Origin of the sequence: Kitasatospora sp. NPDC097605, from assembly GCF_040302725.1 — a bacterium.
Taxonomy (GTDB): domain Bacteria; phylum Actinomycetota; class Actinomycetes; order Streptomycetales; family Streptomycetaceae; genus Kitasatospora.
This window is the reverse complement of record NZ_JBEOSF010000027.1, coordinates 63168-86659: the sequence shown is the minus strand read 5'-3', so window position 1 is coordinate 86659 and position 23492 is coordinate 63168. Positions and strand designations below refer to the sequence as shown.

At 73.0% G+C, this 23492-nt stretch carries 15 protein-coding genes; 5 read left to right on the top strand and 10 right to left on the bottom strand.

Going from position 1 to position 23492, the window contains the following annotated elements; genetic code table 11:
* Nucleotides 1–10 precede the first annotated feature (10 nt).
* On the bottom strand, nucleotides 11–664 hold the full coding sequence (locus ABTX81_RS26780; protein WP_350550286.1) for a TetR/AcrR family transcriptional regulator: 654 nt from the start codon (nucleotides 662–664) through the stop codon (nucleotides 11–13).
* 364 nt (nucleotides 665–1028) lie between these two features.
* Here ABTX81_RS26780 and trxA point away from each other — a divergent pair, with 364 nt between their 5' ends.
* The 4 genes from trxA (at nucleotide 1029) to ABTX81_RS26760 (ending at nucleotide 5366) form a co-directional block, all read left to right on the top strand.
* A complete protein-coding gene (gene trxA / locus ABTX81_RS26775; RefSeq protein WP_350550284.1) occupies nucleotides 1029–2027 on the top strand; it encodes a thioredoxin in 999 nt (332 codons plus the stop codon).
* A 602-nt stretch (nucleotides 2028–2629) separates the two neighbouring features.
* Nucleotides 2630–3292, top strand: coding sequence for a DUF6230 family protein (locus ABTX81_RS26770; RefSeq protein ID WP_350550281.1), 663 nt, complete (start codon nucleotides 2630–2632; stop codon nucleotides 3290–3292).
* Nucleotides 3293–3420: 128 nt separating this feature from the next.
* On the top strand, nucleotides 3421–4014 hold the full coding sequence (locus ABTX81_RS26765; RefSeq protein ID WP_350550278.1) for a DUF6114 domain-containing protein: 594 nt from the start codon (nucleotides 3421–3423) through the stop codon (nucleotides 4012–4014).
* Nucleotides 4011–5366, top strand: a complete 1356-nt coding sequence (locus ABTX81_RS26760) for a hypothetical protein (protein WP_350550275.1) — start codon at nucleotides 4011–4013, stop codon at nucleotides 5364–5366. The genes ABTX81_RS26765 and ABTX81_RS26760 overlap by 4 nt, the downstream gene beginning before the upstream one ends.
* Before the next feature lie 74 nt (nucleotides 5367–5440).
* On the opposite strand, the gene pyk is transcribed toward ABTX81_RS26760, so the two are convergent.
* From pyk to ABTX81_RS26720, 8 genes are all read right to left on the bottom strand, one after another.
* Complete coding sequence (gene pyk, locus ABTX81_RS26755; protein ID WP_350550272.1) at nucleotides 5441–6868, bottom strand: pyruvate kinase; 1428 nt, start codon at nucleotides 6866–6868, stop codon at nucleotides 5441–5443.
* A 93-nt stretch (nucleotides 6869–6961) separates the two neighbouring features.
* Nucleotides 6962–8194, bottom strand: coding sequence for an acetate kinase (locus ABTX81_RS26750; RefSeq protein WP_350550269.1), 1233 nt, complete (start codon nucleotides 8192–8194; stop codon nucleotides 6962–6964).
* Nucleotides 8191–10335, bottom strand: a complete 2145-nt coding sequence (gene pta, locus ABTX81_RS26745; protein WP_350550266.1) for a phosphate acetyltransferase — start codon at nucleotides 10333–10335, stop codon at nucleotides 8191–8193. The genes ABTX81_RS26750 and pta overlap by 4 nt, the downstream gene beginning before the upstream one ends.
* A gap of 133 nt (nucleotides 10336–10468) precedes the next feature.
* The gene (locus tag ABTX81_RS26740; RefSeq protein WP_350550263.1) at nucleotides 10469–11143 is read right to left on the bottom strand and encodes a hypothetical protein; all 675 of its coding nucleotides are present in this window, start codon (nucleotides 11141–11143) and stop codon (nucleotides 10469–10471) included.
* A 49-nt stretch (nucleotides 11144–11192) separates the two neighbouring features.
* Nucleotides 11193–13571 (bottom strand): 1,4-alpha-glucan branching protein GlgB, encoded by a 2379-nt coding sequence (gene glgB, locus ABTX81_RS26735; protein WP_502892868.1) that lies wholly within the window; start codon nucleotides 13569–13571, stop codon nucleotides 11193–11195.
* A gap of 41 nt (nucleotides 13572–13612) precedes the next feature.
* Nucleotides 13613–15103: a maltokinase N-terminal cap-like domain-containing protein gene (locus ABTX81_RS26730; RefSeq protein ID WP_350550260.1), complete on the bottom strand. Its 1491-nt coding sequence runs from the start codon at nucleotides 15101–15103 to the stop codon at nucleotides 13613–13615.
* A 243-nt stretch (nucleotides 15104–15346) separates the two neighbouring features.
* Nucleotides 15347–17071: a maltose alpha-D-glucosyltransferase gene (gene treS / locus ABTX81_RS26725; RefSeq protein ID WP_350550257.1), complete on the bottom strand. Its 1725-nt coding sequence runs from the start codon at nucleotides 17069–17071 to the stop codon at nucleotides 15347–15349.
* On the bottom strand, nucleotides 17068–19023 hold the full coding sequence (locus ABTX81_RS26720) for an alpha-1,4-glucan--maltose-1-phosphate maltosyltransferase (protein ID WP_350550348.1): 1956 nt from the start codon (nucleotides 19021–19023) through the stop codon (nucleotides 17068–17070). The genes treS and ABTX81_RS26720 overlap by 4 nt, the downstream gene beginning before the upstream one ends.
* Before the next feature lie 1001 nt (nucleotides 19024–20024).
* Between ABTX81_RS26720 and glgP the strand changes: the two genes are divergently transcribed.
* Entirely contained in the window at nucleotides 20025–22691 is a 2667-nt protein-coding gene (glgP, locus tag ABTX81_RS26715; protein ID WP_350550255.1) for an alpha-glucan family phosphorylase, read from the top strand.
* 46 nt (nucleotides 22692–22737) lie between these two features.
* Here the strand turns inward: glgP and ABTX81_RS26710 are convergent, their stop codons facing one another.
* The gene (locus ABTX81_RS26710) at nucleotides 22738–23490 is read right to left on the bottom strand and encodes a class I SAM-dependent methyltransferase (RefSeq protein ID WP_350550253.1); all 753 of its coding nucleotides are present in this window, start codon (nucleotides 23488–23490) and stop codon (nucleotides 22738–22740) included.
* Nucleotides 23491–23492: the final 2 nt, after the last annotated feature.

Below are 23492 nucleotides of genomic sequence, written 5' to 3'. Positions count from 1 at the left end.
TCGCGTGCCTTCAGCCGGCCGGCGGGATCGGGAAGGTCCCGAGCAGCAGGCCGGTGAAGCGCCGGGTCCACTCCGGGGTGATCGGCTCGCCGCTGACCAGCACCCGGTGCTCGACCGTCCCGGCGATGGTGTCGAAGATGATGTCGACCTCCTCGCGGGCGGTCGCCTCGTCGACGTCCGGGGCCAGCTCGCCGCGCGTCTGGGCGGCCGTGCGGCCCTGCCGGACCAGGCGCTTCTGCGGGTCGACGATCGCCTCCCGGATCCGCCGGCGCAGCTGCCGGTCGCGGGTGCCCTCGGCGAACAGCGCGAGCAGCGCCGCCTGGGTCTCCGGGCGGGCCAGCAGATCGGCGAACTGGGTCACCACCGCCTCGATGTCGGCCTGCAGACTGCCCAGGTCGGGCATCACCAGCTCGTCGAAGAGGCTGGCGACGGCGTCCACCACCAGCTCGTTCTTGGACGGCCAGCGGCGGTACAGGGTGGTCTTGGCGACGCCGGCCCGGGTCGCGACATGGCCCATGGTGAGCCCGCCCCAGCCGAGCTCGGCCAGGGTCTCGCGGGTGGCGTCCAGGATGGCGCGGTCGGCGGCGGCGCTGCGCGGGCGGCCCTTGGTTCGGGTGGCGGCGGTTTCCGGGCTCTCCGGGGCGGGTGGCTGGGGGGCCGGCACCGGGCCTCCTTGCGATTTACCGGTAAGTAACTTGGGTGGGGCTGGTAACGGTAGCGACTGTTGCGTGTCCAGGTCAGCCGGGCCGTGCGGGAAAGTGGCCCACCTCACGTCCGGCAGGGGCGGACAGGGCTTGCGGCGGGTGCCCCGGGTCCAGTTACGCTACGACTCGTAGCGAAAGCGACGACCAGGCGCCGTGTCCCCGTGGGACGGGAGCGGCGCGGGCGCGGATGGGGATCCGCGTCGAACGGTTCAGGCTATCGGGGAGTGGCTCCGCCACCCCGGGAATCGGGACCGCGCAGCCCGCGCGGGGCGTTTTCCGGGAGGTTGGTGCCCACCAGCGGTGCGGGCGGGGGAGGATGGTGCCATGCAGCCACGGAATTCTCGTCTCAACAGTGCCGCCCTGCGTGGTGCGGTCGACCTCGCCGCGGTGAAGGCAGCCGGCGAGGCTGCCCAGAAGGCCGAGCAGGCCAGGGCCGAGCGGGCCCGCCAGGCGGCCGCCGGCGAGGCGGCCGGGGACGCCCCGGTCGCGGCCGGGTACCCGCTCGTCGTCGATGTCACCGAGGACACCTTCGAGACCGAGGTGGTCCAGCGGTCCACCGAGGTGCCGGTGGTCGTCGATTTCTGGGCCGAGTGGTGCGGGCCCTGCAAGCAGCTCAGTCCGATCCTGGAGCGCCTGGCCGAGGAGTACGCCGGCCGGATCGTGCTCGCCAAGATCGACGTCGACGCCAACCAGCTGATCGCCCAGCAGTTCGGCATCCAGGGCATCCCGGCCGTGATGGCCGTGGTGGCCGGCCAGCTGGTGCCGCTGTTCCAGGGCGCCGAGAACGAGGCCAACGTCCGCAAGGTGCTGGACCAGCTGATCCTGGTCGCCGAGCAGCGCTTCGGCATCGTCGGCACCGGCGGCGCGCCCGCCGAGGGGGGCGCGGAGGGCGCCGCCCCGCGCCGGCCGGAGGACCCCGCGCTGGCCGCGGCCCACGACGCGCTCGACCAGGGGGACCTGGGCGGCGCGATCCGGGCCTACCAGAACGTGCTGGCCGACCAGCCGGGCAACGCCGAGGCCAAGGTCGGCCTGGCCCAGGCCCAGCTGCTCCAGCGGGTCGAGGGGCTGGACCTGCAGGCGGTCCGGGCGGCTGCCGCAGCCGACCCGAAGGATGTCGGGGCCCAGCTGCGGGCGGCCGATCTGGATCTGGTCGGCGGGCACGTCGAGGACGCCTTCGGCCGGCTGGTCACGACGGTCGGCAAGACCTTCGGCGAGGACCGGGACGCCGCCCGGCTGCGGCTGCTGGAGCTGTTCGAGGTGATCGGCCCGGAGGACCCCCGGGTCACCGCGGCGCGCCAGGCGTTGGCCCGGGTGCTGTTCTGAACTCCGGTCGGTGACACGGCTGATGACCTGCGGTGCCGCCTGGTGATTTGGCGACAATCCGGTCATCCTCTCTGAGGTTTACCAAATCTTGACAACACCCGTGGACGGTCACGACATGTGACCGTCCACGGGTGTTTCACTGATGTTTCCGAGGGATTTCGCCCTCACCAATCCTCCATTTCGTCACGCTGCGTGACTAGGGCGCTGATTCCATGATCATTTGCGCCCGTGTGGGATTACCCGTCAGTAATGCAACCCCTTGTGCTTCGCCCGGGATTCGAGCAGCATCGGCACGCCCGGTCCCCACACTTCGACCCCCGCCGGCAGCCGGTCGGCGGACCCGGAGGAGGGGATCCCCACCGGGCGGCCGGCGGCCCCGCCGCCGGCGAGAGGGCAGGGGGGTCATCCGCTCCCACGGCGGTTCCTGTCCTTCGTACGGCCGCGCTGCCCGCGCGGTCGCTGGTTGTCGCTCGGGGGGATCGCCCGTCCAGTCACGGCGCTCTCCGCTACCGAGGACGTAGCTCTCTCCCATCCCAGGCCCCCATCGGTGCGGGATCCGCCACCGGGGAGCCGGAGATGTACGTCCCAGAAGGAGGACACGCATGTCCAAGACCTACGGCAAGACCCGTTGGAAGCGCTTCGCCCTGGTGATGGTGCCGAGCCTCGCGGCCACCGCCGCGGTCGGCGTCGGCCTGGCGAACAGCGCGCTGGCCGCCTCGTTCAGCATCTCGGGCCAGCAGTTCAAGGTCTCCGCCAAGGAGCTGCACGGCACCAACTTCGCGCAGTTCGGCTCGATCGACGTCGAGACCAACAAGACGACCCACCCGGTCGCGGTCTCGGCCTTCGACACCGCCCGGATCAAGGGCCTGTGCCAGTCGCTGGTCACCGACCCCAATGTGATCCCGCTGCCCTTCAAGCTCCCGAAGGTCACCCTGCGCCTGGAGGCCGGTGACAGCGAGGACGCGACGCGTCAGGTCGATGCCAAGAACCTGCTGATCGACCTCGACTCCCTCGAGGCGGACGCCGAGTTCGGCAACATCAACATCGGCCAGGACGCCTCCACCCTCAAGGGCGAGGCGACCAAGAAGTGGACGTCCGCGCTCGGCTCCGGCCTGCCCAGCGGCAAGACCGGCTTCGCGCAGGCCGCTGAGACCGCGGACCTGTCCGGTGTGAAGCAGACCGCGTGGGCCACCTCGGCGGGCACCTTCAACCTCCGTGGCCTGAAGCTCAACCTCTACACCGACGACAGCCACGAGTGCTTCTGAGCCGGCTCCTCGGTTGACCGGCTGACCGCCTGACGGCGGGTCGGGGGCCGGGGGCGGTGGCCGGAGGGCCGCCGTCCCCGGGCTCCCCCTTTCTGTTTCACCTCGTCACACCATCGAGGAGCTGCTCCGTGTCCAGCACCCTTGCCGAGCCGCGGCCCGTCGAACGCGAGAACCCCCTGAGGTGGGGGCGCCGGGTGTTCCGCGACTTCCGCCGCTCCCGGCCGTTCTGGGGCGGGCTGCTGGCCATCTTCGCCGGCGTCCCGATCATGTACTTCCCGTACGCCAACCTGTCGTTGAACGGCATGACGATCGCCATGGCCACCACGGCCGGCGCGGGCTCGCTGATCATCGGGGTGCTGCTGATCGTGCTCGGGCTGACCGGTTGGTTCCAGCCGGTCGTCCGGGTCTTCGCGGGCATCGCCACCACCCTGCTCACCCTGGTCTCGATCCCGGTCTCCAACCTGGGCGGCTTCGGTCTGTCGATCCTGCCGGGCCTGATTGGCGGCGGTCTGATGATCGCCTGGGCACCGCTGCCGGCCGTCGACCCGGCCGAGGCCGAGGCCGCGGTCACCGAGCGCGTCGCCGAGCGCGTCGCCGAGGAGCCGGCCGCCGCGGCCGCCGCCGAGGTGCCCGTCGACGAGGCCGCCGCCCAGCAGCCCCCGGCCGCCGCCGGGGGGACCGTCCCGGCGCAGCAGGCCGGCGAGCCGAAGGAGATCCGGTGAGCGAGCCGCGCGAGGAGCTTCCGCAGGCCCCGGCGCAGCGCTCGCCCCGGCACGCGGCGCCCCGCACGCCCGTCCGGGTCCGGCTGCGCGGCCGGGCGCTGGCGATGGCCGCCGTGCCGACCGCGCTGCTGATGGCCGCCGCCTACACGCCGAACCCGGCGATCGCCGAGTCCACCGCCGGCAAGCCCTGCGCCACCGCCCCGGACACCGTGCCGCAGCCGCCCGCGGTGGCCGAGACGCCGGTGCCCAAGAGCGAGCTGCCGCCGCCGATCCCCGGCCCGTCGGTGCCGCTGCCCGAGGCCACGGCCACCGGGACGCCCGCGCCGACCGCCGCCCCGACGACGGGGCCGACGACCGCCCCGACGACGGTGCCGGAACCGACGGTGACGGCGACCACGCCCACGGCCGCCGGCGGCGGGGTCGTCCAGGCCGGTCTCATCGACGACATCGTCGGCGGCGTCACCGACCTGATCGTCCCGGGCGGCCCGGCGAGCCCCACCGCCACCGCGAGCCCGTCCGCCGGGGCGCGCGCCGTGGCCCCGGCCGCCGGGACCCAGGCCCCGACGCCCACCCCGACCGCCGAGCCCACCGGCACGCCGACCGGAACCGCCGAGCCCACGGGCACGCCCTCCGCCACCCCGGGGACGACCGCGCCGACCGTTGCGACCACGCCGACCGCCCCGACGACCCCGGCGAGCCCGAAGCCGTCCGGCACCCCGTCCGCCTCGGCGAAGCCGTCCGCCGCCGCCAAGCCGACCGCCTCCGGCAGCCCCTCGGCCACGCCGTCGAAGGACCCGAACTGCCTGGTCGACACCAAGGCGCTGGCCCCCGGCGGCAAGCCGGCCGACAATCCGATCCTGGTCCCGGACCAGAACTGGACCCTGCAGACCACCCGGCTCGCCCTGAACCACGCCGTGCTGCTCGGCGTGGTCAACGTCCAGACGCCCACCGGCACCAAGCGGGTGCTGAAGTTCGAGGTGGAGAGCGTCGACATCGAGAACCTGCACATGTCGACACTGGAGGGCAACGGCAAGACCTTCCACGTCAAGGGCGCGCCGGGCTCGGTCTCGACCATGCGCAAGGGCCCGGTCACCATGTACGTGGAGCGGCTCTCCGGCCACCTGTCCAAGGTGCTCGGCCTGCCGGTCCCGATCGACCTGGGCGAGCTCACCCTCACCCCGGACGGCCCGCTGCCGCAGTGGCTGTACGACCTGATCGGCCAGCTCCAGCTGCCGCTGTGGATCGAGCTGACCGGGGTGACCGCGATCCAGTCGGGCCAGTTCGGCGGCACCCTGAAGATCCCCGGGATGCAGCTCTACAACGACGACCTGCCCTACCCCGGGAACGCCTGAGCCGGGACCCCGCACGCCCGTGGGGCGGCCCCTCCCTCCGGAGGGACCGCCCCACGGGCGTGTTCCGCGCGGCCTCAGCCCTTGCGGGTGCCCAGGTGGTGCACCTGGACCATGTTGGTGTTGCCGGGGATGCCGGGCGGCGAGCCGGCGGTGACGATCACGGTGTCGCCCTCGCCCAGCTGGCTGATGCGCAGCAGCTCGCGGTCGACCTGCGCGACCATCTCGTCGGTGGTCTCCACCTGCTCGGTCACGTGCGCCTCGACGCCCCAGCTCAGCGAGAGCTGGTTGCGGGTGGCGTGGTCCGGCGTGAAGGCGATCACCGGGATCGGCGAGCGGTAGCGGGAGAGCCGGCGCGCGGTGTCCCCGGACTTGGTGAACGCGACCAGCGCCTTGCCGTTCAGGAAGTCGCCCAGCTCGCACGCGGCGCGGGCGATGGAGCCGCCCTGGGTGCGCGGCTTGCGGCCCGGGTTGAGCGGCTGGAGGCCCTGGGAGAGCAGCTCCTCCTCGGCCTTCTCGCAGATCCGGCTCATGGTGCGGACGGTCTCGACCGGGTACTTGCCGACGCTGGACTCGGCGGACAGCATGACCGCGTCGGTGCCGTCCAGGATGGCGTTGGCGACGTCGGAGACCTCGGCGCGGGTCGGGCGCGAGGCGTGGATCATCGACTCCATCATCTGGGTGGCGACGATGACCGGCTTGGCGTTCCGGCGGGCCAGGGTGATCAGCTGCTTCTGGACCAGCGGCACCCGCTCCAGCGGGTACTCGACGGCCAGGTCGCCGCGGGCCACCATGATCGCGTCGAAGGCGAGGACGATCTCCTCCATCGCCTCGACGGCCTGCGGCTTCTCGATCTTGGCGATGACCGGCACCCGGATGCCGACCTCGTCCATGACCTCGTGCACGTCCTTGATGTCCGCGGCGTTGCGGACGAAGGACAGGGCGACCATGTCGACGCCCAGACGCAGGGCGAAGCGCAGGTCCTCCTTGTCCTTCTCGGACAGGGCGGGCACGTTGACGGCCGCGCCGGGGAGGTTGATGCCCTTGTTGTTCGAGAGCACGCCGCCCTCGACGACCACGGTCCTCACCCGCGGGCCGTCGACGCTGACGACCTCCAGGGCGATGACGCCGTCGTTGATCAGGACCGGGTCACCGGGCTTGACGTCGCCCGGCAGGCCCTTGTAGGTGGTTCCGCAGATGTGCTGGTCACCGGGGACGTCCTCGGTGGTGATGGTGAACTCGTCGCCGTTGTCGACGGTCACCGGGCCGTTGGCGAAGGTCGCCAGACGGATCTTGGGGCCCTGGAGGTCGGCCAGAACGCCGATGGTCTTGCCGGTGTCCTCCGAGACCTGGCGGACCTTGCGGTACCGCTCCTCATGTTCCGCGTGGGTGCCGTGGCTCATGTTCAGTCGGGCGACGTTCATGCCCGCCTCGACGATGGCCTTGAGCTGTTCGTAGGAGTCCGTCGCGGGACCCAGGGTGCAGACAATTTTCGCTCGGCGCATATCGATCAGTCTATCCGTTCGTGTTATTGGTGCATTCGGCGCGAATGGAGCGGAATCGCCGGCCAGGAGTCCGCGGATCGAGACGACGGGGGGTCAGTTTTCGGACAACTGGTGCACCAGGGCGAAGGCCTGCCGGGCGATCTCCAACTCCTCGTCGGTGGGGACGACGGCGACCGCCACCCGCGCGCTGCCCCCCGAGGGGAGCAGGGCGGGGGAGATGATCCTCGGCTCGCGCGAGCGTACCGAGTTGAGCTCCGGGTCGACGGCGATGCCGAGCTCCTCGAGACCGGCCGTGGCGGCCGCCCGCACCGGTGCCGCGTTCTCCCCGACACCCGCGGTGAAGGCGATCGCGTCCACCCGGCCGAGCACCGCGTAGTACCCGCCGATGTACTTGCGCAGCCGGTGGACGTACGCGTCGAAGGCCAGCTTCGCGTCCGGGTCGCCCTCGTCGGCGCGGCGCATGATCTCGCGCATGTCGTTGTCGCCGCACAGGCCCAGCAGGCCGCTGCGGCGGTTGAGCAGGTCGTCGATGCCGTCGATCGACAGCCCGCCCACCCGGTGCAGGTGGAAGACCACGCCCGCGTCGATGTCACCCGAACGAGTGCCCATCACCAGGCCCTCCAGCGGGGTCAGGCCCATCGAGGTGTCGACGCAGTGCCCGCCGGCCACCGCCGAGGCGGAGGCGCCGTTGCCCAGGTGCAGCACGATCACGTTGACCTCGGCCGGGTCCTTGCCGAGCAGTCGCGCGGTGGCCCGCGAGACGTACTGGTGCGAGGTGCCGTGGAAGCCGTAGCGGCGCACCCGGTGCTCGTCGGCCACCGCCTTGTCGATCGCGTACCGGGCGGCGTACTCGGGCATCGAGGCGTGGAAGGCGGTGTCGAAGACGGCCACCTGCGGCAGGTCCGGGCGCAGCGCGCGGGCCACCTCGATGCCGGTGATGTTGGCCGGATTGTGCAGCGGCGCCACCGGGATCAGCCGGCGGATCTCCTTGAGCACGTCGTCGGTGATCACGGTCGGCTCGGTGAACCGCAGCCCGCCGTGCACCACCCGGTGGCCGATCGCGGCCAGCTCGGGCGAGTCCAGGCCCAGCCCGTCGGCGGCCAGCTCCTCGGCGACCGCCTTGAGGGCCGCGCCGTGGTCGGGGAAGGCCTGGACGGTCTCCCGCTCCGCCGCGCCGCGCGGGGTGTGCACCAGCCGGCCGCCGGCCTCGCCGATCCGCTCCACCAGGCCGGAGGCCAGCCGGTCGCCGTCCAGCATGTCGATCAGCTGGTACTTCACCGACGAGGAGCCGGCGTTCAGGACCAGGACCCGCGTGCCCGCGCTCATGACGCGCCCCCTTCACCGCGCGGCTGGGACCCGCGCTCCTGCGACTGGATGGCGGTGATCGCCACCGTGTTGACGATGTCCTGCACCAGCGCGCCGCGCGACAGGTCGTTGACCGGCTTGCGCAGCCCCTGGAGCACCGGGCCGACGGCGACCGCCCCGGCCGAGCGCTGGACCGCCTTGTAGGTGTTGTTGCCGGTGTTGAGGTCCGGGAAGATCAGCACGGTCGCCCGGCCGGCCACCGGCGAGCCCGGCAGCTTGGTCGCCGCGACGTGCGCGTCCACCGCGGCGTCGTACTGGATCGGCCCCTCGACCAGGATGTCCGGGCGCAGCTCGCGCACCAGTTCGGTGGCCTTGCGGACCTTGTCGACGTCCGCGCCGGAGCCGGAGGTGCCGGTCGAGTAGGAGAGCATCGCGACCCGCGGCTCGACGCCGAACTTGGCGGCGGTGGCGGCCGACTGGATGGCGATGTCGGCGAGCTGCTGGGCGTCCGGGTCCGGGTTGACTGCGCAGTCGCCGTACACCAGCACCTTGTCCGCCAGGCACATGAAGAAGACGCTGGAGACGATGGCCGCGCCCGGCGAGGTCTTGATCACCTCGAAGGCGGGCCGGATGGTGGCGGCGGTGGAGTGCACCGCGCCGGAGACCATGCCGTCGGCGATGCCCTCCTGGACCATCAGGGTGCCGAAGTAGGAGACGTCGGTGACCACGTCCAGGGCCAGCTCGACGGTCATGCCCTTGTGCGCCCGCAGCTTGGCGTACAGCTCGGCGAACTGGCGGCGCAGCGGGCTGGTGGCCGGGTCGACGATCCGCACCCGGGCGCGGTCGGTGGTCGGGCTCTCCGGCAGGTCGATGCCCAGCGCGGCGGCCTTGCGGCGCACCGCGTCGGCCTCGCCGAGCAGGGTGAGGTCGCAGATGTTGCGGCGCAGCAGGATCTCGGCGGCGCGCAGCACCCGCTCCTCGGTGCCCTCCGGCAGCACGACGTGCCGGCGGACCGCCCTGGCCTGCTCCAGCAGCTCGTGCTCGAACATCATCGGGGTCACCCGCTCGGACCGGCCGGTGTCGATCAGCTTGGTCAACTCATCGGTGTCCACGTGCAGTTCGAACAGGCCGAGGGCGATCTCGGCCTTCCGCGGGCTGGCCGCCGAGAGCTTGCCCTCCAGGTGGGTCAGCGCGGCGGCGGTGAGCCAGCTGCCCTCGGGGACGACCGCGACCGGGGTGCCGGGGGCGAGCCGGGCGGCCAGCGCCATCACATTGGGGCCGGGGTGCTGGCCGAGGGTGAGCAGCACGCCGGCGATCGGCGGGGCGCCGGCGGCGTGCGCGGCCAGCGCGCCGATCACCAGGTCGGCGCGGTCCCCGGGGGTGACCACCAGCGCGCCCTCGGTCAGCGCGTCCAGGAAGGTCGGCAGCATCGCGCCGCCGAAGACGAAGCCGCGGACGTCCCGGGCCAGGCCGGACGCGTCGCCGAGCAGCACCTCGGCGCCGGTCGCGTCCACCAGCTGGGCGACGGTCGGCGCGGCCAGCGCCGGCTCCTCGGGTATGACGTAGGCGGGGATCGGCAGCTTCTCGGTGAGCTTGCGCTGGACCGGCTGCTTGGCGGCCGGGGCGACCCGGTTGGCGATCATCGCCAGGGTCTCGCAGCCGAGGTCGGTGTAGGCGCGGTGGGCGTTGCGGACCTCGGCGATCACCGCGTCGGCGTCCTCGCCGTGCCCGCCGACCACCGGCAGCACCGCGGCGCCGAACTCGTTGGCCAGCCGGGCGTTGAAGGCCAGCTCGTCGGGGATGTTGGTGTCGGCGAAGTCGGTGCCCAGCACCAGGACCGCCTCGCAGCGCCGCTCCAGCGCGTGGAACCGGTCCACCAGGACCGAGACCAGCTCGTCCTGCCCCTGCGCGGCCTGCAGCGCGGCGGCCTCCTCGTAGCTGAGGCCGTAGAGCTCGGCGGCCGGCAGGTCCAGCCGGTACCGGGCGCGCAGCAGCTCGACCACGTGGTCCGAGCAGGGCTCTCCCGGCGTCCGGGCGTGCACCAGGGGGCGGAACACCCCGACCCGGTCCACCCGGCGGGTGAGCAGCTCCATGACCCCGAGCTCCACCGCCTGCCGGCCGTCCCCGCGGTCGATCCCGGTCACGTACACGCTGCGCGCCACGCGGCTCTCTCCGTCCCGTCGTCTCAGGAAGTGGTCATATCGACCATACCCTCGCACCGGGAACGCCCGTTCGCGAGCAGAGCGGCGCTCGGGGGGCAAGGGGCCGAAGGCCGCCCGGGGCGGCCGGAGGTCATCACGGGAAGCGGTCGGGGCCGGTGAGCCGGACGGCCACCGCGGCCGGCTGCTCGGTGAGGGTGAGCTGGGTGATCCGCTTGTCCAGCAGCCAGCCGTGCCGGTGGACCAGGCTGTCGTTCGGGCCCGGGGTCCAGCCGTCGGCGGCCAGCCGGGCGCGCAGCCGGCGGGCCGCCTCGGCGCCGGGCAGTCCCTCGGTGCTCGCCACCACGAGGTCGCGGCGGCAGGCGTGCAGGCCGCAGCTGTGGTCGGGTCCGCTGTCGTGCCGGACGACCAGGCCGGGCGGCAGCGAGAGCTCGGAGCGCTCCGGGGAGAACGGTTCGTGGACGGCGAGCTGGTAGAGCAGGCCGATGACGAGGCCGATCAGCGAGTGGGCGGCGATCACGATGGTCGCCCCGGCGGCCGGCTGGCCGGAGCCCCGGGCGGGCCGGGGTCCGCACCGCCGCCGTTCGGCCAGGGTGCCGAGCAGGACCACCAGCCCGGCGGCGAGCGGGTAGCCGGACTGGGACTCGGCGGTGGCCCGGCTGTGGAACCACTCGCGCTCCAGTCCGACCGGGACCACCGCCAGGGCGACCAGGACGGCGGCGACCACCGCGCCGACCGTCCGGGTGCGGGCCAGTGCGGCCCAACAGGCCAGTGGCAGCAGGACGTAGCCCCAGCCCAGCACCAAACCCACAGAAGGCCCCCCGCCCGCTGTCGACGTCTCAGGCGGGGAGCCTAGAACGTCACGCCGGGCGGAGCCAGAGGGTCGCGAGCGGGGGCAGCACCAGCTCGGCGCTGCGTGGGCGACCGTTCCAGGCGAGCGCTTCCGCCTTCACCGGACGGGAGTTGGCCGTTCCGCTGCCGCCGTACTCCACCGCGTCGGTGTTGAGGACCTCCTCCCAGAGCTGGTCGCGGCCGTCCAGCTCGGGCAGGCCGATCCGGTGGGCGTGCCGGACGACGGGGGAGAAGTTGCAGACGGCGACCAGCGGGGTGCCGTCGGCGGCGTACCGGACGAAGGAGAGCAGGTTGTCCTCGGCGGCGCCGCCGTCCAGCCACTGGAAACCGGCCGGGCTGTTGTCCTGCTCCCAGAGCGCCGGGGTGTCCAGGTAGCACCGGTTGAGGTCGCCGACCAGCCGGCGCACGCCCCGGTGCTCCCGGTGGGCCGGCCACTGCTCGTCGAGCACCCACCACTGCGGGCCCTGCTCGTGGTGCCACTCCGCACCCTGGGCGAACTCCTGTCCCATGAACAGCAGTTGCTTGCCGGGGTGGGCCCACATGAAGCCGAGGTAGGCGCGGTGGTTGGCGCGCTGCTGCCACCAGTCGCCGGGCATCTTGGCGACCAGCGCCTGCTTGCCGTGCACCACCTCGTCGTGCGAGATCGGCAGGATGTAGTTCTCCGAGTAGGCGTACACCATCGAGAAGGTGATCTCGTTGTGGTGGTACTTGCGGTGCACCGGGTCCTTGCTCATGTAGACCAGCGAGTCGTGCATCCAGCCCATGTTCCACTTGAGGCCGAAGCCGAGGCCGCCCTGGTCGGTGGGCCGGGTGACGCCGTCCCAGGCGGTGGACTCCTCGGCGACGGTGATCACGCCGGGGCAGCGCCGGTAGACGGTGGCGTTCATCTCCTGCAGGAAGGCGGCCGCGTCGAGGTTCTCCCGCCCGCCGAACCGGTTGGGGGTCCAGGCGCCGCTGTCGCGCGAGTAGTCGAGGTAGAGCATGGAGGCCACGGCGTCCACCCGCAGGCCGTCGACGTGGAACTCCTCGCACCAGTAGACCGCGTTGGCGACCAGGAAGTTGCGCACCTCGATCCGGCCGTAGTCGAACTCCAGGGTGCCCCAGTCCGGGTGCTCGGCGCGCTGCGGGTCGGCCGGCTCGTACAGCGGCTCGCCGTCGAAGCGGGCGAGCGCGAAGTCGTCCTTGGGGAAGTGCGCGGGCACCCAGTCGACGATGACGCCGATGCCGTGCTGGTGCAGGGTGTCGACCAGGAAGCGGAAGTCGTCCGGGCCGCCGAGCCGGGCGGTGGGCGCGTAGTAGCCGGACACCTGGTAGCCCCAGGAGCCGCCGAACGGGTGCTCCATGACCGGCATGAACTCCACATGGGTGAAGTTCAACTCCTTCAGGTACCCCGGGAGTTCGGCGGCGATGGCGCGGTACGTGGTGAGGTCGGGGCGCCAGGACGGCAGGTGCAGCTCGTACACCGACATCGGGGCGCGGTGGTGCGCGGTGCGCGCCCGGCGGGCCATCCACTCGCCGTCCTGCCAGCGGTGGGCGGAGGTGGTGACGACCGAGGCGGTGCCGGGCGGGACCTGCGCGGCGCGGGCCAGCGGGTCCGCCTTGTCCAGCACCCAGCCCTGCCGGGTGTGGATCTCGTACTTGTACTGGGTGCCCTCGCCGAGGCCCGGTACGAACAGCTCCCAGACGCCGGAGGAGCCGAGCGAGCGCATCGGGTGGCCGGTGCCGTCCCAGTGGTTGAAGTCGCCGATCAGCCGCACGCCGACGGCGTTCGGCGCCCAGACGGCGAACGCGGTGCCGGGCACGCCGTCCACGGTGCGAAGGTGCGAGCCGAGCGCCCGCCAGAGCTGCTCGTGCCGGCCCTCCGAGATGAGGTGCAGGTCGAGTTCGCCGAGGGTGGGCGGCGTGCGGTAGCCGTCGTCCTGGCGGAGCGGCTCGCCGCCGGGGTAGCTGACCAGCAGCCGGTAGTCGGGCGCCTCCGGGGCGGCGAGCAGGCCGGTGAACAGGCCGCCCTGCTGGTGGGTGAGCTCCACCGGGCCCTGCCCGGTCTCCACCACGACCCGTTCGGCGAACGGCCGGAGCACCCGGATCGCGGTGCCGCCGTGCACGGGGTGGGCGCCGAGCAGGGCGTGCGGGTCGTGGTGCTGGCCGCCGACCAGCCGGTCCACCTCGCCCGGCGGCAGCGGCGCCTCGGGCAGCCGCAGCGCCCCGGCGGGCACCGGCGCGGGGGCGTCGGCCGCGGGGGCGTCCGGTCCGGTGCGGTCCGGCTCGGTGCGGTCCGGCTCGGCCCGCCGGGCGGTCGCGGGCTCACGCTTCGGGGAGTCCGGGCCGGCCAGGAAGGTGGCCGGCACGGGGCGGGTGGTGCGGCCTGGCGGGTCGAGCGGCGTCACGGGGGGACCTCTCTGGGAGCGGGGCGGAGGGACGGGGGACGTCAGACGGTGAGCGCCAGCCGGTTGATCGCGGCCAGCGGGATCGGCAGCCAGCTCGGCCGGTGCCGGGCCTCGTACACCACCTCGTACACCGCCTTGTCGATCTCCAGCGCGCGCATCAGCTCCGGCGAGGCGGCCGGATCGGTGCCGCCGCCCGCGGTGTAGCCGGCGCAGAAGGCGGTCCGGTTGCGCTGCGCCCAGGCGGCCGCCAGATGCGCCAGCTCCGGGTCGGGCGGCCCGCCGGCCAGCAGGTGGGCGGCCGCGTAGTCGAAGGAGCGGAGCATCGCGGCGACGTCCCGCAGCGCGGTCTGCGGCTCGCGCCGTTCGGCGACCGACTTGGCCGGCTCGCCCTCGAAGTCCAGCAGCACCCAGCCGTGCGGGGTGCGCATCGCCTGGCCGAGGTGCAGGTCGCCGTGGATCCGCTGGACCGGCAGGCCGTCCGGGTGGGCGTCGGCCATCTGCTGGAAGGCCGAGCGCAGCGCGCCGCGGTAGCGCATCAGCCCGGGGACGGCGGCGACCGCGCTGTCCAGCCGGTCGGCCATCGCGGTGGCCAGCTGCCGGGTCTGGGTGCGGTCCAGCCGGGCGACCGGCATCGAGCGGGCGAGCACCCGGTGCACCTCGGCGGTGGCCCGCCCGAGCCGGTGCGCCTCGATCGCGAAGTTGCCCGGCGACGGGTCGCCCTTCAGCCGGCCGACCTGGTCGAGGGCGAGCTCCCAGCCGTCCTCGGCCTCGGGCAGGTAGCGCTGGAGCAGCCCGAGGGTGGCCGGCTCGGCGCGCTCCAGGCGGCTCTCGAACCAGGCGGCGACCCGGGGGATGCGGGTCGAGCCGGCCCGGGAGAGCGCGAGCGACAGTTCGAGGTCGGGGTTGGTGCCGGGGTGGACGCGGCGGAACAGCTTCAGGATGTACGAGGTGCCGTAGATGACCGAGCTGTTGGACTGCTCGGCGGTGGAGGCGCGGCCGGGCAGGTTGGTGGGGAGCCCGGAGCCCGGGGTGCGGCGGAAGGACAGCGAGCCGAACCGGTCGCCGGTGGCCAGGTGCTCCAGCAGCCGCCCGGTGAGCTCCGGGTCGTGCACCGCGTCGTAGAGCGCCGCCCCGTCGTACGGACCCTGGGTGAGCCGGCCGAGGACGGCGGCCGGCTCGATGCCGGCCGGGCCCTGCGAGCGGATGCCGAGCAGCAGTTGGTACAGGTCCCCGTGCGGCGCGCCGGCGGTGGCGGCGTGCTCGACCCGGAGCAGCAGGTGCAGCAGGGCGGGGTCGCCGACCTGCAGGGGGGTGCCGACCACGGGGGTGAGGCCGGTGATCGGCCGGCCCTTCCCGGCGTACCAGCGCTGGGTGGGGAGCCACTCGGCGATCAGCGGCAGCGCCGCCTGGACGAGTTCGCTGACCCCCAGGGCGGTCCTCCGGACCCCGGTGCCCCGCGGGGCGGCCGCCGCGGCGGGGCCGGCGGGGGCGTCACGGTGCAGGGGGGCTTGCGAACGGGAGGTTTCGGACATGACTCCCTTTCCCCGGAAAAGCTGGGCGGATCGCCCGACGGGTCTGGCCGGGTCCGTCAGTCTTCCGGATTGCGGCGGCGCGGCGGCTGCGGCACGCGAGCGGTGGGCCCGGGTGTCACGCCTTCGTGTGGGTGGCCGTTGGGCTGTTCTCCGTACGCGGTGGTGCAGAGACGACCGGGGGCGCGGGATGCGAACTCGCGCCCCCGGAGGCTTCGGTGGGGCCTGCGGCGGGCTGCCGGATCGTTACTTCGATCGCCTGGTTCCGCTCAGCCTGGGGGGCCGGCGGAGCTGGAACCAGTAGAAGCCGTGGCCGGCGAGGGTGAGCAGGTACGGCCACTCGCCGATCGAGGGGAAGCGCACCCCGCCGATCAGCTCGACCGGATACCGCCCGCCGTACTGCCTCAGGTCCAGTTCGGTCGGCTGCGCGAAGCGGGAGAAGTTGTTCACGCACATGACCAGGTCCCCCTCGTGCTCGCGCACGAAGGCCAGCACCGCGGGGTTGCTGGAGGGCAGTTCGGTGTAGCTGCCGAGGCCGAATGCCGGGTTGAGCTTGCGGATCTCGATCATGCGACGCGTCCAGTGCAGCAGCGAACTCGAACTGCTCTGCTGCGCCTCGACGTTGGTCACCTGATAGCCGTACACCGGATCCATGATGGGCGGCAGACTGAGCCTGCCCGGGTCGGCGGAGGAGAAACCCGCGTTGCGGTCCGGGGTCCACTGCATCGGGGTCCGGACGCCGTCCCGGTCGCCCAGCCAGATGTTGTCCCCCATGCCGATCTCGTCCCCGTAGTAGAGCACCGGCGAGCCCGGCAGCGAGAGCAGCAGGGCGGTGAAGAGCTCGATCTGGTTGCGGTCGTTCTCCAGCAGCGGGGCGAGCCGCCGGCGGATGCCCACGTTGGCGCGCATCCGCGGGTCCTTGGCGTACTCGGCGTACATGTAGTCGCGCTCCTCGTCGGTGACCATCTCCAGGGTCAGCTCGTCGTGGTTGCGCAGGAAGATGCCCCACTGGCAGCCGTGCGGGATGCCGGGCGTCTTGGCGAGGATCTCCGAGACGGGGTAGCGGGACTCCCGGCGGACCGCCATGAAGATCCTCGGCATCACCGGGAAGTGGAACGCCATGTGGCACTCGTCGCCGCCGGAGGCGAAGTCGCCGAAGTAGTCGACGACGTCCTCCGGCCACTGGTTGGCCTCGGCGAGCAGCACGGTGTCCGGGTAGTTGGCGTCGATCTCCTTGCGGACCCGCTGGAGGAACTCGTGGGTCTCCGGCAGGTTCTCGCAGTTGGTGCCCTCCCGGGCGAACAGGTACGGCACCGCGTCCAGCCGGAACCCGTCGATGCCGAGGTCCAGCCAGAACCGCAGGCCCGCGATCATCTCGTCCTGGACCCGGGGGTTGTCGTAGTTGAGGTCCGGCTGGTGGGAGAAGAACCGGTGCCAGAAGTACTGCTTGCGCACCGGGTCGTAGGTCCAGTTGGAGGTCTCGGTGTCGACGAAGATGATCCGGGCGTCGGGGTACTGCTTGTCGTCGTCGGCCCACATGTAGAAGTCGCCGTACGGGCCGTCCGGGTCCTCCCGGGAGGCCTGGAACCACGGGTGCTGGTCGCTGGTGTGGTTCATGACGAAATCGATGATCACCCGCATGCCGCGGGCGTGCGCGGCGTCCACGAACTCCATGAAGTCGGCGAGGTCGCCGAACTCCGGCAGCACCGCCTTGTAGTCGGAGACGTCGTACCCGCCGTCGCGCAGCGGCGAGGCGAAGAACGGCGGCAGCCAGAGGCAGTCGACGCCGAGCCACTGCAGGTAGTCGAGCTTGGACGTGAGCCCCTTGAGGTCCCCGACCCCGTCGCCGTTGCTGTCCTGGAAGGACCGCACCAGCACCTCGTAGAAGACCGCACGCTTGAACCACTCCGGGTCCAAGTTCTTCTCGGAGGTCTCGGGGAAGGTGTCGGGGACGGGCTCGTTCACTGTCACGCTGGGTTCCTCCGAACCGTGAGGAGGTGGGCCGGCTCGGCTGAGGGGTCGAGCCGGACGTAGTTGTGCCGGCCCCACGTGTAGGCGGCACCGGTGAGCTCGTCGTGGACCGCGAAGGGCCCGTCCCCGTCCAGGGTGACGGTGGCCTCCTGGGGGTGGTGGGGATCCAGGTTGACCACGGTGATGAGGTGGTCGGTGAGGCCGTCGGGTGTCAGGGCGGTCTTGGAGTAGGCGAGCACCTGGTCGTTGTCGGTGGGGTGGAAGCGCAGCGAACGCAACTGCTGGAGGGCCGGGTGACGGCGGCGCAGCCGGTTCAGGACGGTGAGCAGCGGGGCGAGGGTGTCGGTGCGGCTCCAGTCCCGGGGGCGCAGTTCGTACTTCTCCGAGTGCAGGTACTCCTCGGATCCGGGGTGGGCCGGCTCGTTCTCGTAGAGCTCGTAGCCGGCGTACACGCCGTAGCTGGGGGAGAGGGTGGCGGCCAGCACGGCGCGGATCGCGAAGGCGGCCGGGCCGCCGTGCTGGAGGTAGGCGTGCAGGATGTCCGGGGTGTTGGCGAAGAGGTTGGGCCGCATGTGGGCGGCCGCCTCGCCGGTCAGCTCGGTGAGGTACTCGGTGAGTTCCGCCTTGCTGTTGCGCCAGGTGAAGTACGTGTACGACTGGTGGAATCCGATCTTCCCCAGGGTGTGCATCATCGCGGGGCGGGTGAAGGCCTCGGCGAGGAAGAGCACGTCCGGGTCGGTGCGGGCGATGTCGGCGAGCACCCGCTCCCAGAAGACCACCGGTTTGGTGTGCGGGTTGTCGACCCGGAAGATCCGTACGCCGTGTGCCATCCAGAACCGGAGGACCCGGATCGTCTCCTTGACGATTCCGTCCATGTCCTGGTCGAAGTTGATCGGATAAATATCCTGATATTTTTTCGGCGGATTCTCGGCGTGGGCGATGGTGCCGTCCGCGCGGTGGCTGAACCATTCCGGGTGCTTGTTCACCCACGGGTGGTCCGGCGAGCACTGGAGCGCGAAGTCCAGCGCCACCTCCAGGTGCAGCGCGGCGGCCTCGGCCATGAAGTGGTCGAAGTCCTCGATGGTGCCGAGGTCCGGGTGGACGGCGTCGTGGCCCCCCTCCGGCGAGCCGATCGCCCACGGTGAGCCGACATCGTGCGGACCGGCCGTCAGGGTGTTGTCCGGGCCCTTGCGGAAGGCTCGCCCGATCGGGTGGACCGGCGGCAGGTAGACCACGTCGAAGCCCATCGCGGCGACCGCCGGAAGCCGCTCGGCGGCGGTCCGCAGGGTCCCCGAGCGGGGCGGCTCCACCCCGGCCGGGTCGACCACCGCGCCCTCCGAACGGGGGAAGAACTCGTACCAGGAGCCGAACAGCGCCCGCTGCCGGTCCACCTGGAGCGGGAGCGGCCGGGAGGCGCTCACCAGTTCGCGCAGCGGGAAGCGGACCAGCAGCTCCTGCACCTCGGGGGCCAGCGCGGCGGCCAGCCGGGACAGCGGCGGCAGGCCCGGGTCGCGCAGCGCCTCGGCGGCGGCCAGCACCACCGCCCGGCCGTCCTTCTTGGGCACCCCGGCGGCGGCGCGCTCCAGCAGCTGGGCGCCCTCCTCCAGGACGAGCGCCGTGTCGATCCCGGCCGGCAGCTTGATCGAGGCGGCCTTGCGCCAGGTGGCCACCGGGTCGGACCACGCCTCCACCAGGTACGACCAGCGGCCGGGGGCCGTCGGGGTGACGTGCGCGCCCCAGCGGTCGGTGCCCTCGGCCAGCTCGCGCATCGGCGTCCACGGGCCGCTGCGGCCGCGCGGGTCGCGCAGCACGACATTGGCGTTCACGGCGTCGTGGCCCTCGCGGAACACGGTCGCGCTGACCAGGAAGGTCTCGCCCACCACGGCCTTGGCCGGGCGGCGGCCGGCGTCTACCAGGGGGCTGACGTCCAGGACGGGGATGCGGCCGATCACGGTGTCGCTCTCTGTCGTCGTGCGGGCGGCGGTCTTGCGGGGGGCGGCGGACTTCGCGCGGGCGCGCCCGGCCGCGGGCCGTGCCGCGGGGTCGGCGGCGTTCGCGCTGCGGCGGGTGGTGGTGCGCTTGCGCGGGGCCTCGGCCCGGGTCGTCCCCGGTGCGGTCCGGCTCTCGTCGGCCCCGGGTTGCCGGGCCGGTTCGTCCGGTCGCTCCGTACGGATAGCCCCGGCGCCCCGGGGCCCCGGCATCGCCGCGTCTGTCCGAGTGTCAGAATCCATCCGTCCGGCGGATTCCGCGACCGCTGCGTCGAGGGTGTCGGCCACCGGTGTGGACTGGTCCCGCGTGTCGCCGTGCATGCCAAACTCCTGCCCGAGATCGGCGGCAGCTCCCGCGGGCCGGAGCGGCCAGGGGAGTACCGGGAGGACTGCTGGGTGGGGAGGACGTGCGACGGAAGCCTGCCCGCGCCGCCGTTCCGGGCAACCTGCCCCGCTCCTGCTCGGCCCGTGGCGGAGAGCCCGAGAGCCCGCGCGCGTTCCGGCGCACGCCTCTCCGGGCGCGCCTCCGGACGACCCAGCCCACCCGTGAACGAGCGGGGCCGGGGCCAGGACACGCGGCGGTCCGCGATGGGCGCCGAATGGACCAATCAGGATGAGGAACGGTCAACGCGAAAAGGATTCGGACGTGCTGCTTCGCGGGGGAACGCCACCCGTCTCCGCACACCCCGCAGCATCGACGACCGTGCTTCATCCTCGCACCGGTGACCCCGATTCCGCAGCGGTACGCCAGGAGTTCCAGCGACGATCGGGCGCGGGTCCGCCGGGGGAAATCGATCTGTTCCACGGCGTTCACGCATTGGTGGCGCGGCGCCGCGGAAAGTGCGCCTCGCGCGCCCCCCGTGCAGACCAATGCGCCGAATGCGATCTCATCAATAGGCCGAACGGATGCCGAATAGCCCAACTGACGCACCATCATGCCATCCGTCGAGGCTACGCTTCACGCCGTGAAGGCAATCCGCAGATTCACCGTCCGCACCGTCCTGCCCGAACAACTCCAGCCGTTGCACGAGCTGGCCCTCAACCTGCGCTGGTCCTGGCACCCCGAGACCCGGGACCTCTTCCGGTCCGTGGACCCGGACGTCTGGGCCGCGACGGGCGAGGACCCGGTGCGGCTGCTCGGGGAGGTCCCCGCCGCCCGGCTCACCGCGCTCGCCGCCGACCGCCGGTTCCTGCGCCGGCTCGGCGACCTCGCCGACGACCTGCGGGAGTACCTGGCCGGCCCGCGCTGGTACCAGGGCGCCGGGCAGCAGGCCGCCGCCGCCCCGCTGCCCGCCGCCATCGCCTACTTCTCGCCCGAGTACGGCATCGCCGCCGCGCTGCCCCAGTACTCCGGCGGCCTCGGCATCCTGGCCGGCGACCACCTCAAGGCCGCCAGCGACCTGGGCGTCCCGGTCATCGGTGTCGGCCTCTTCTACCGGCACGGCTACTTCCGGCAGTCCCTCGACCGGGACGGCTGGCAGCAGGAGCGCTACCCCCTGCTGGACCCGGACGAGCTGGCCGTCACCCTGCTCCGCGAGGGCGACGGCACCCCCAGCCGGGTCGACCTCGCCCTCCCCGGCGGCCGCACCCTCGCCGCGCACATCTGGAAGGCCCAGGTCGGGCGCGTCCCGCTGCTGCTGCTCGACTCCGGCATCGAGGCCAACTCGCCCGCCGAGCGCGATGTCACCGACCGGCTCTACGGCGGCGGCAGCGAGCACCGGCTGCTCCAGGAGATGCTGCTCGGCATCGGCGGCGTCCGGGCGGTGCGCGCCTACCAGCGGCTCACCGGCCACCCCGCCCCCGAGGTCTTCCACACCAACGAAGGCCACGCCGGCTTCCTCGGCGTCGAGCGGATCCGCGAACTGGTCGCCGACACCGGCCTCGACTTCGCCGCCGCCCTGGAGGCGGTCCGGGCCGGCACCCTGTTCACCACCCACACGCCGGTCCCGGCCGGCATCGACCGCTTCGACCGCGAGCTGGTCGCCCGGCACTTCGGCGGCGACGCCGCGCTGCCCGGCGTCCCGGCCGACCAGGTGCTCGCGCTCGGCGCCGAGACCTGGCGCGGCGGCGACCCCAAGCTGTTCAACATGGCCGCCATGGGCCTGCGGCTCGCCCAGCGCGCCAACGGGGTCTCCACCCTGCACGGCGAGGTCAGCCGCTCGATGTTCAACGGCCTGTGGCCGGGCTTCGACGCCGCCGACGTCCCGATCACCTCCGTCACCAACGGCGTGCACGCCGCCACCTGGATCGACCCGGCCGTGGTGCGGCTCGGCGCCGCCGAACTCGGCGCCGACCGGGCCGAGGAGGCGATGACCACCGGCGAGACCCAGCGCTGGACGGGCCTGGAGAGGATCGGCAACAGCGAGGTCTGGGACCTGCGCCGGACCCTGCGGGCCCAGCTGGTCGAGGAGGTCCGCCACCGGCTGCGCGCCTCCTGGCGCCAGCGCGGGGCCGGCGAGGCCGAACTCGGCTGGGTCTCCTCGGTGCTCGACCCGGACGTGCTCACCATCGGCTTCGCCCGCCGGGTGCCGTCCTACAAGCGGCTCACCCTGATGCTCCGCGACCAGCAGCGGCTGCGCGCCCTGCTGCTGCACCCGACCCGGCCGGTGCAGATCGTGGTGGCCGGCAAGGCCCACCCGGCCGACGACGGCGGCAAGCGGCTGATCCAGCAGATGGTCGCCTTCGCCGACGACCCGGCCGTCCGGCACCGGATCGTCTTCCTGCCGGACTACGACATGGCGATGGCCCAGCACCTCTACCCGGGCTGCGACGTCTGGCTGAACAACCCGCTGCGGCCACTGGAGGCCTGCGGCACCTCCGGAATGAAGGCCGCGCTCAACGGCTGCCTCAACCTCTCGGTGCTGGACGGCTGGTGGGACGAGTGGTTCGACGGCCAGAACGGCTGGGCGATCCCCACCGCCGACACCGGTGACGGGGTGCTCGACCCGGACAGCCGGGAGGCCGAGCGGCGCGACGACATCGAGGCCGCCGCGCTCTACGACCTGATCGAGGAGCAGGTGGCCACCCGGTTCTACGACCGGGGCTCGGACGGCCTGCCGCACCGGTGGATCGCGATGGTCCGGCACACCCTGGTCACCCTCGGGCCCAAGGTGCTGGCCGGGCGGATGGTCCGCGAGTACGTCGAACGGCTCTACGCCCCGGCCGCGCTGGCCCAGCGCGAGCTGGCGGGGACGGGCGCGTTCCGGGCCGCGCACGAGCTGGCCGAGTGGAAGGCGAAGGTGCGCGAGGCCTGGCCGGTGGTCCGGGTGGAGCACGTCGAGGCGGACTGCCCGGACGAGGCGCAGGAGCTGGGCAGCGCGCTGGCGCTGCGGGTGCAGGTGGCGCTCGGGTCCCTGGAGCCGGCCGACGTCGAGGTGCAGGTGGTGTCCGGCCGGGTCGACGAGTCGGACCGGATCTCCGACGCCTGCCTGCTGGCCCTCAAGCCGGTCGGCGGGCCCGACCTCGACGGGCGGACCAGGTACGAGGGCTCGCTGGAGCTCGGCCGCACCGGGCCGTTCGGCTACACCGTCCGGGTGCTGCCGGCCCATCCCCGGCTGGCCTCGCCCGCCGAACCGGGCCTGGTCGCGCTGCCGGCGGAGGCGACCGGGATGGACGCCGGGCTGCTGCGCTGACCGGGGCGGGGGAGGGGCGCCGGCCCGGCGGCCGGCGCCCCTCCTGCTACCTCACGGCGGCGACCAGGGCGTCGGTGACCGAGCGCCAGGCCACCCCGGCCTCGGCGAAGCCGGCCTCACGCAGCCGCCCGACGTGCCAGCCGGTCGGGTGCGACCCGCCCTCGCCGTGCGTGCCGTACAGCCGGTTGCGGACGGCCACCTGCTCGGCGAGCAGCGGGTCGGCCGCGGCGGCGAGCCACCAGCCCTCCCAGTCGAGGACGCCCTCGCCCTTCTCCCGCTCCTGCCGCGCGTGCCGCAGGGCCCGTTCGGCGGTGTTGAGCAGCGGGACCTCCGGGTCGGGCATGTGGTCGGCGTTGAGGAACACCCCGCCGGGGCGGACCAGGCCGGCCAGCTCGCCGAAGAGCCGGACCAGGACGGTGCCGGGCAGCCAGTGCAGCGCGGTGGCGGTCACCACCGCGTCGAACGGGCCGGGCGGGAGGGCGTCGGCCCACCGCGGGTCCTTGAGGTCGGCGGTGACCAGGGTGAACCGCTCGTCGTCGCCGAGGACGCCGCGGGCGATGGTCATCAGCGCCGGGTCCTGGTCCACGCCGACACTGGTGGCGCCGGGCAGCCGGGCGAGCAGGCGCTCGGTGATGCTGCCGGTGCCGCAGGCGAGATCGAGGACGCGCGGGGCGGGCCCGGTCACCGCCTCGACGACGTCGAGCATCACCCGGAACCGCTCCTCGCGGTCGGGCAGGTACCACTCCTGCTGGCGGTCCCAACTGCGCTGCCACTGCTCCCAGTGGTGACGGTCGACCATGG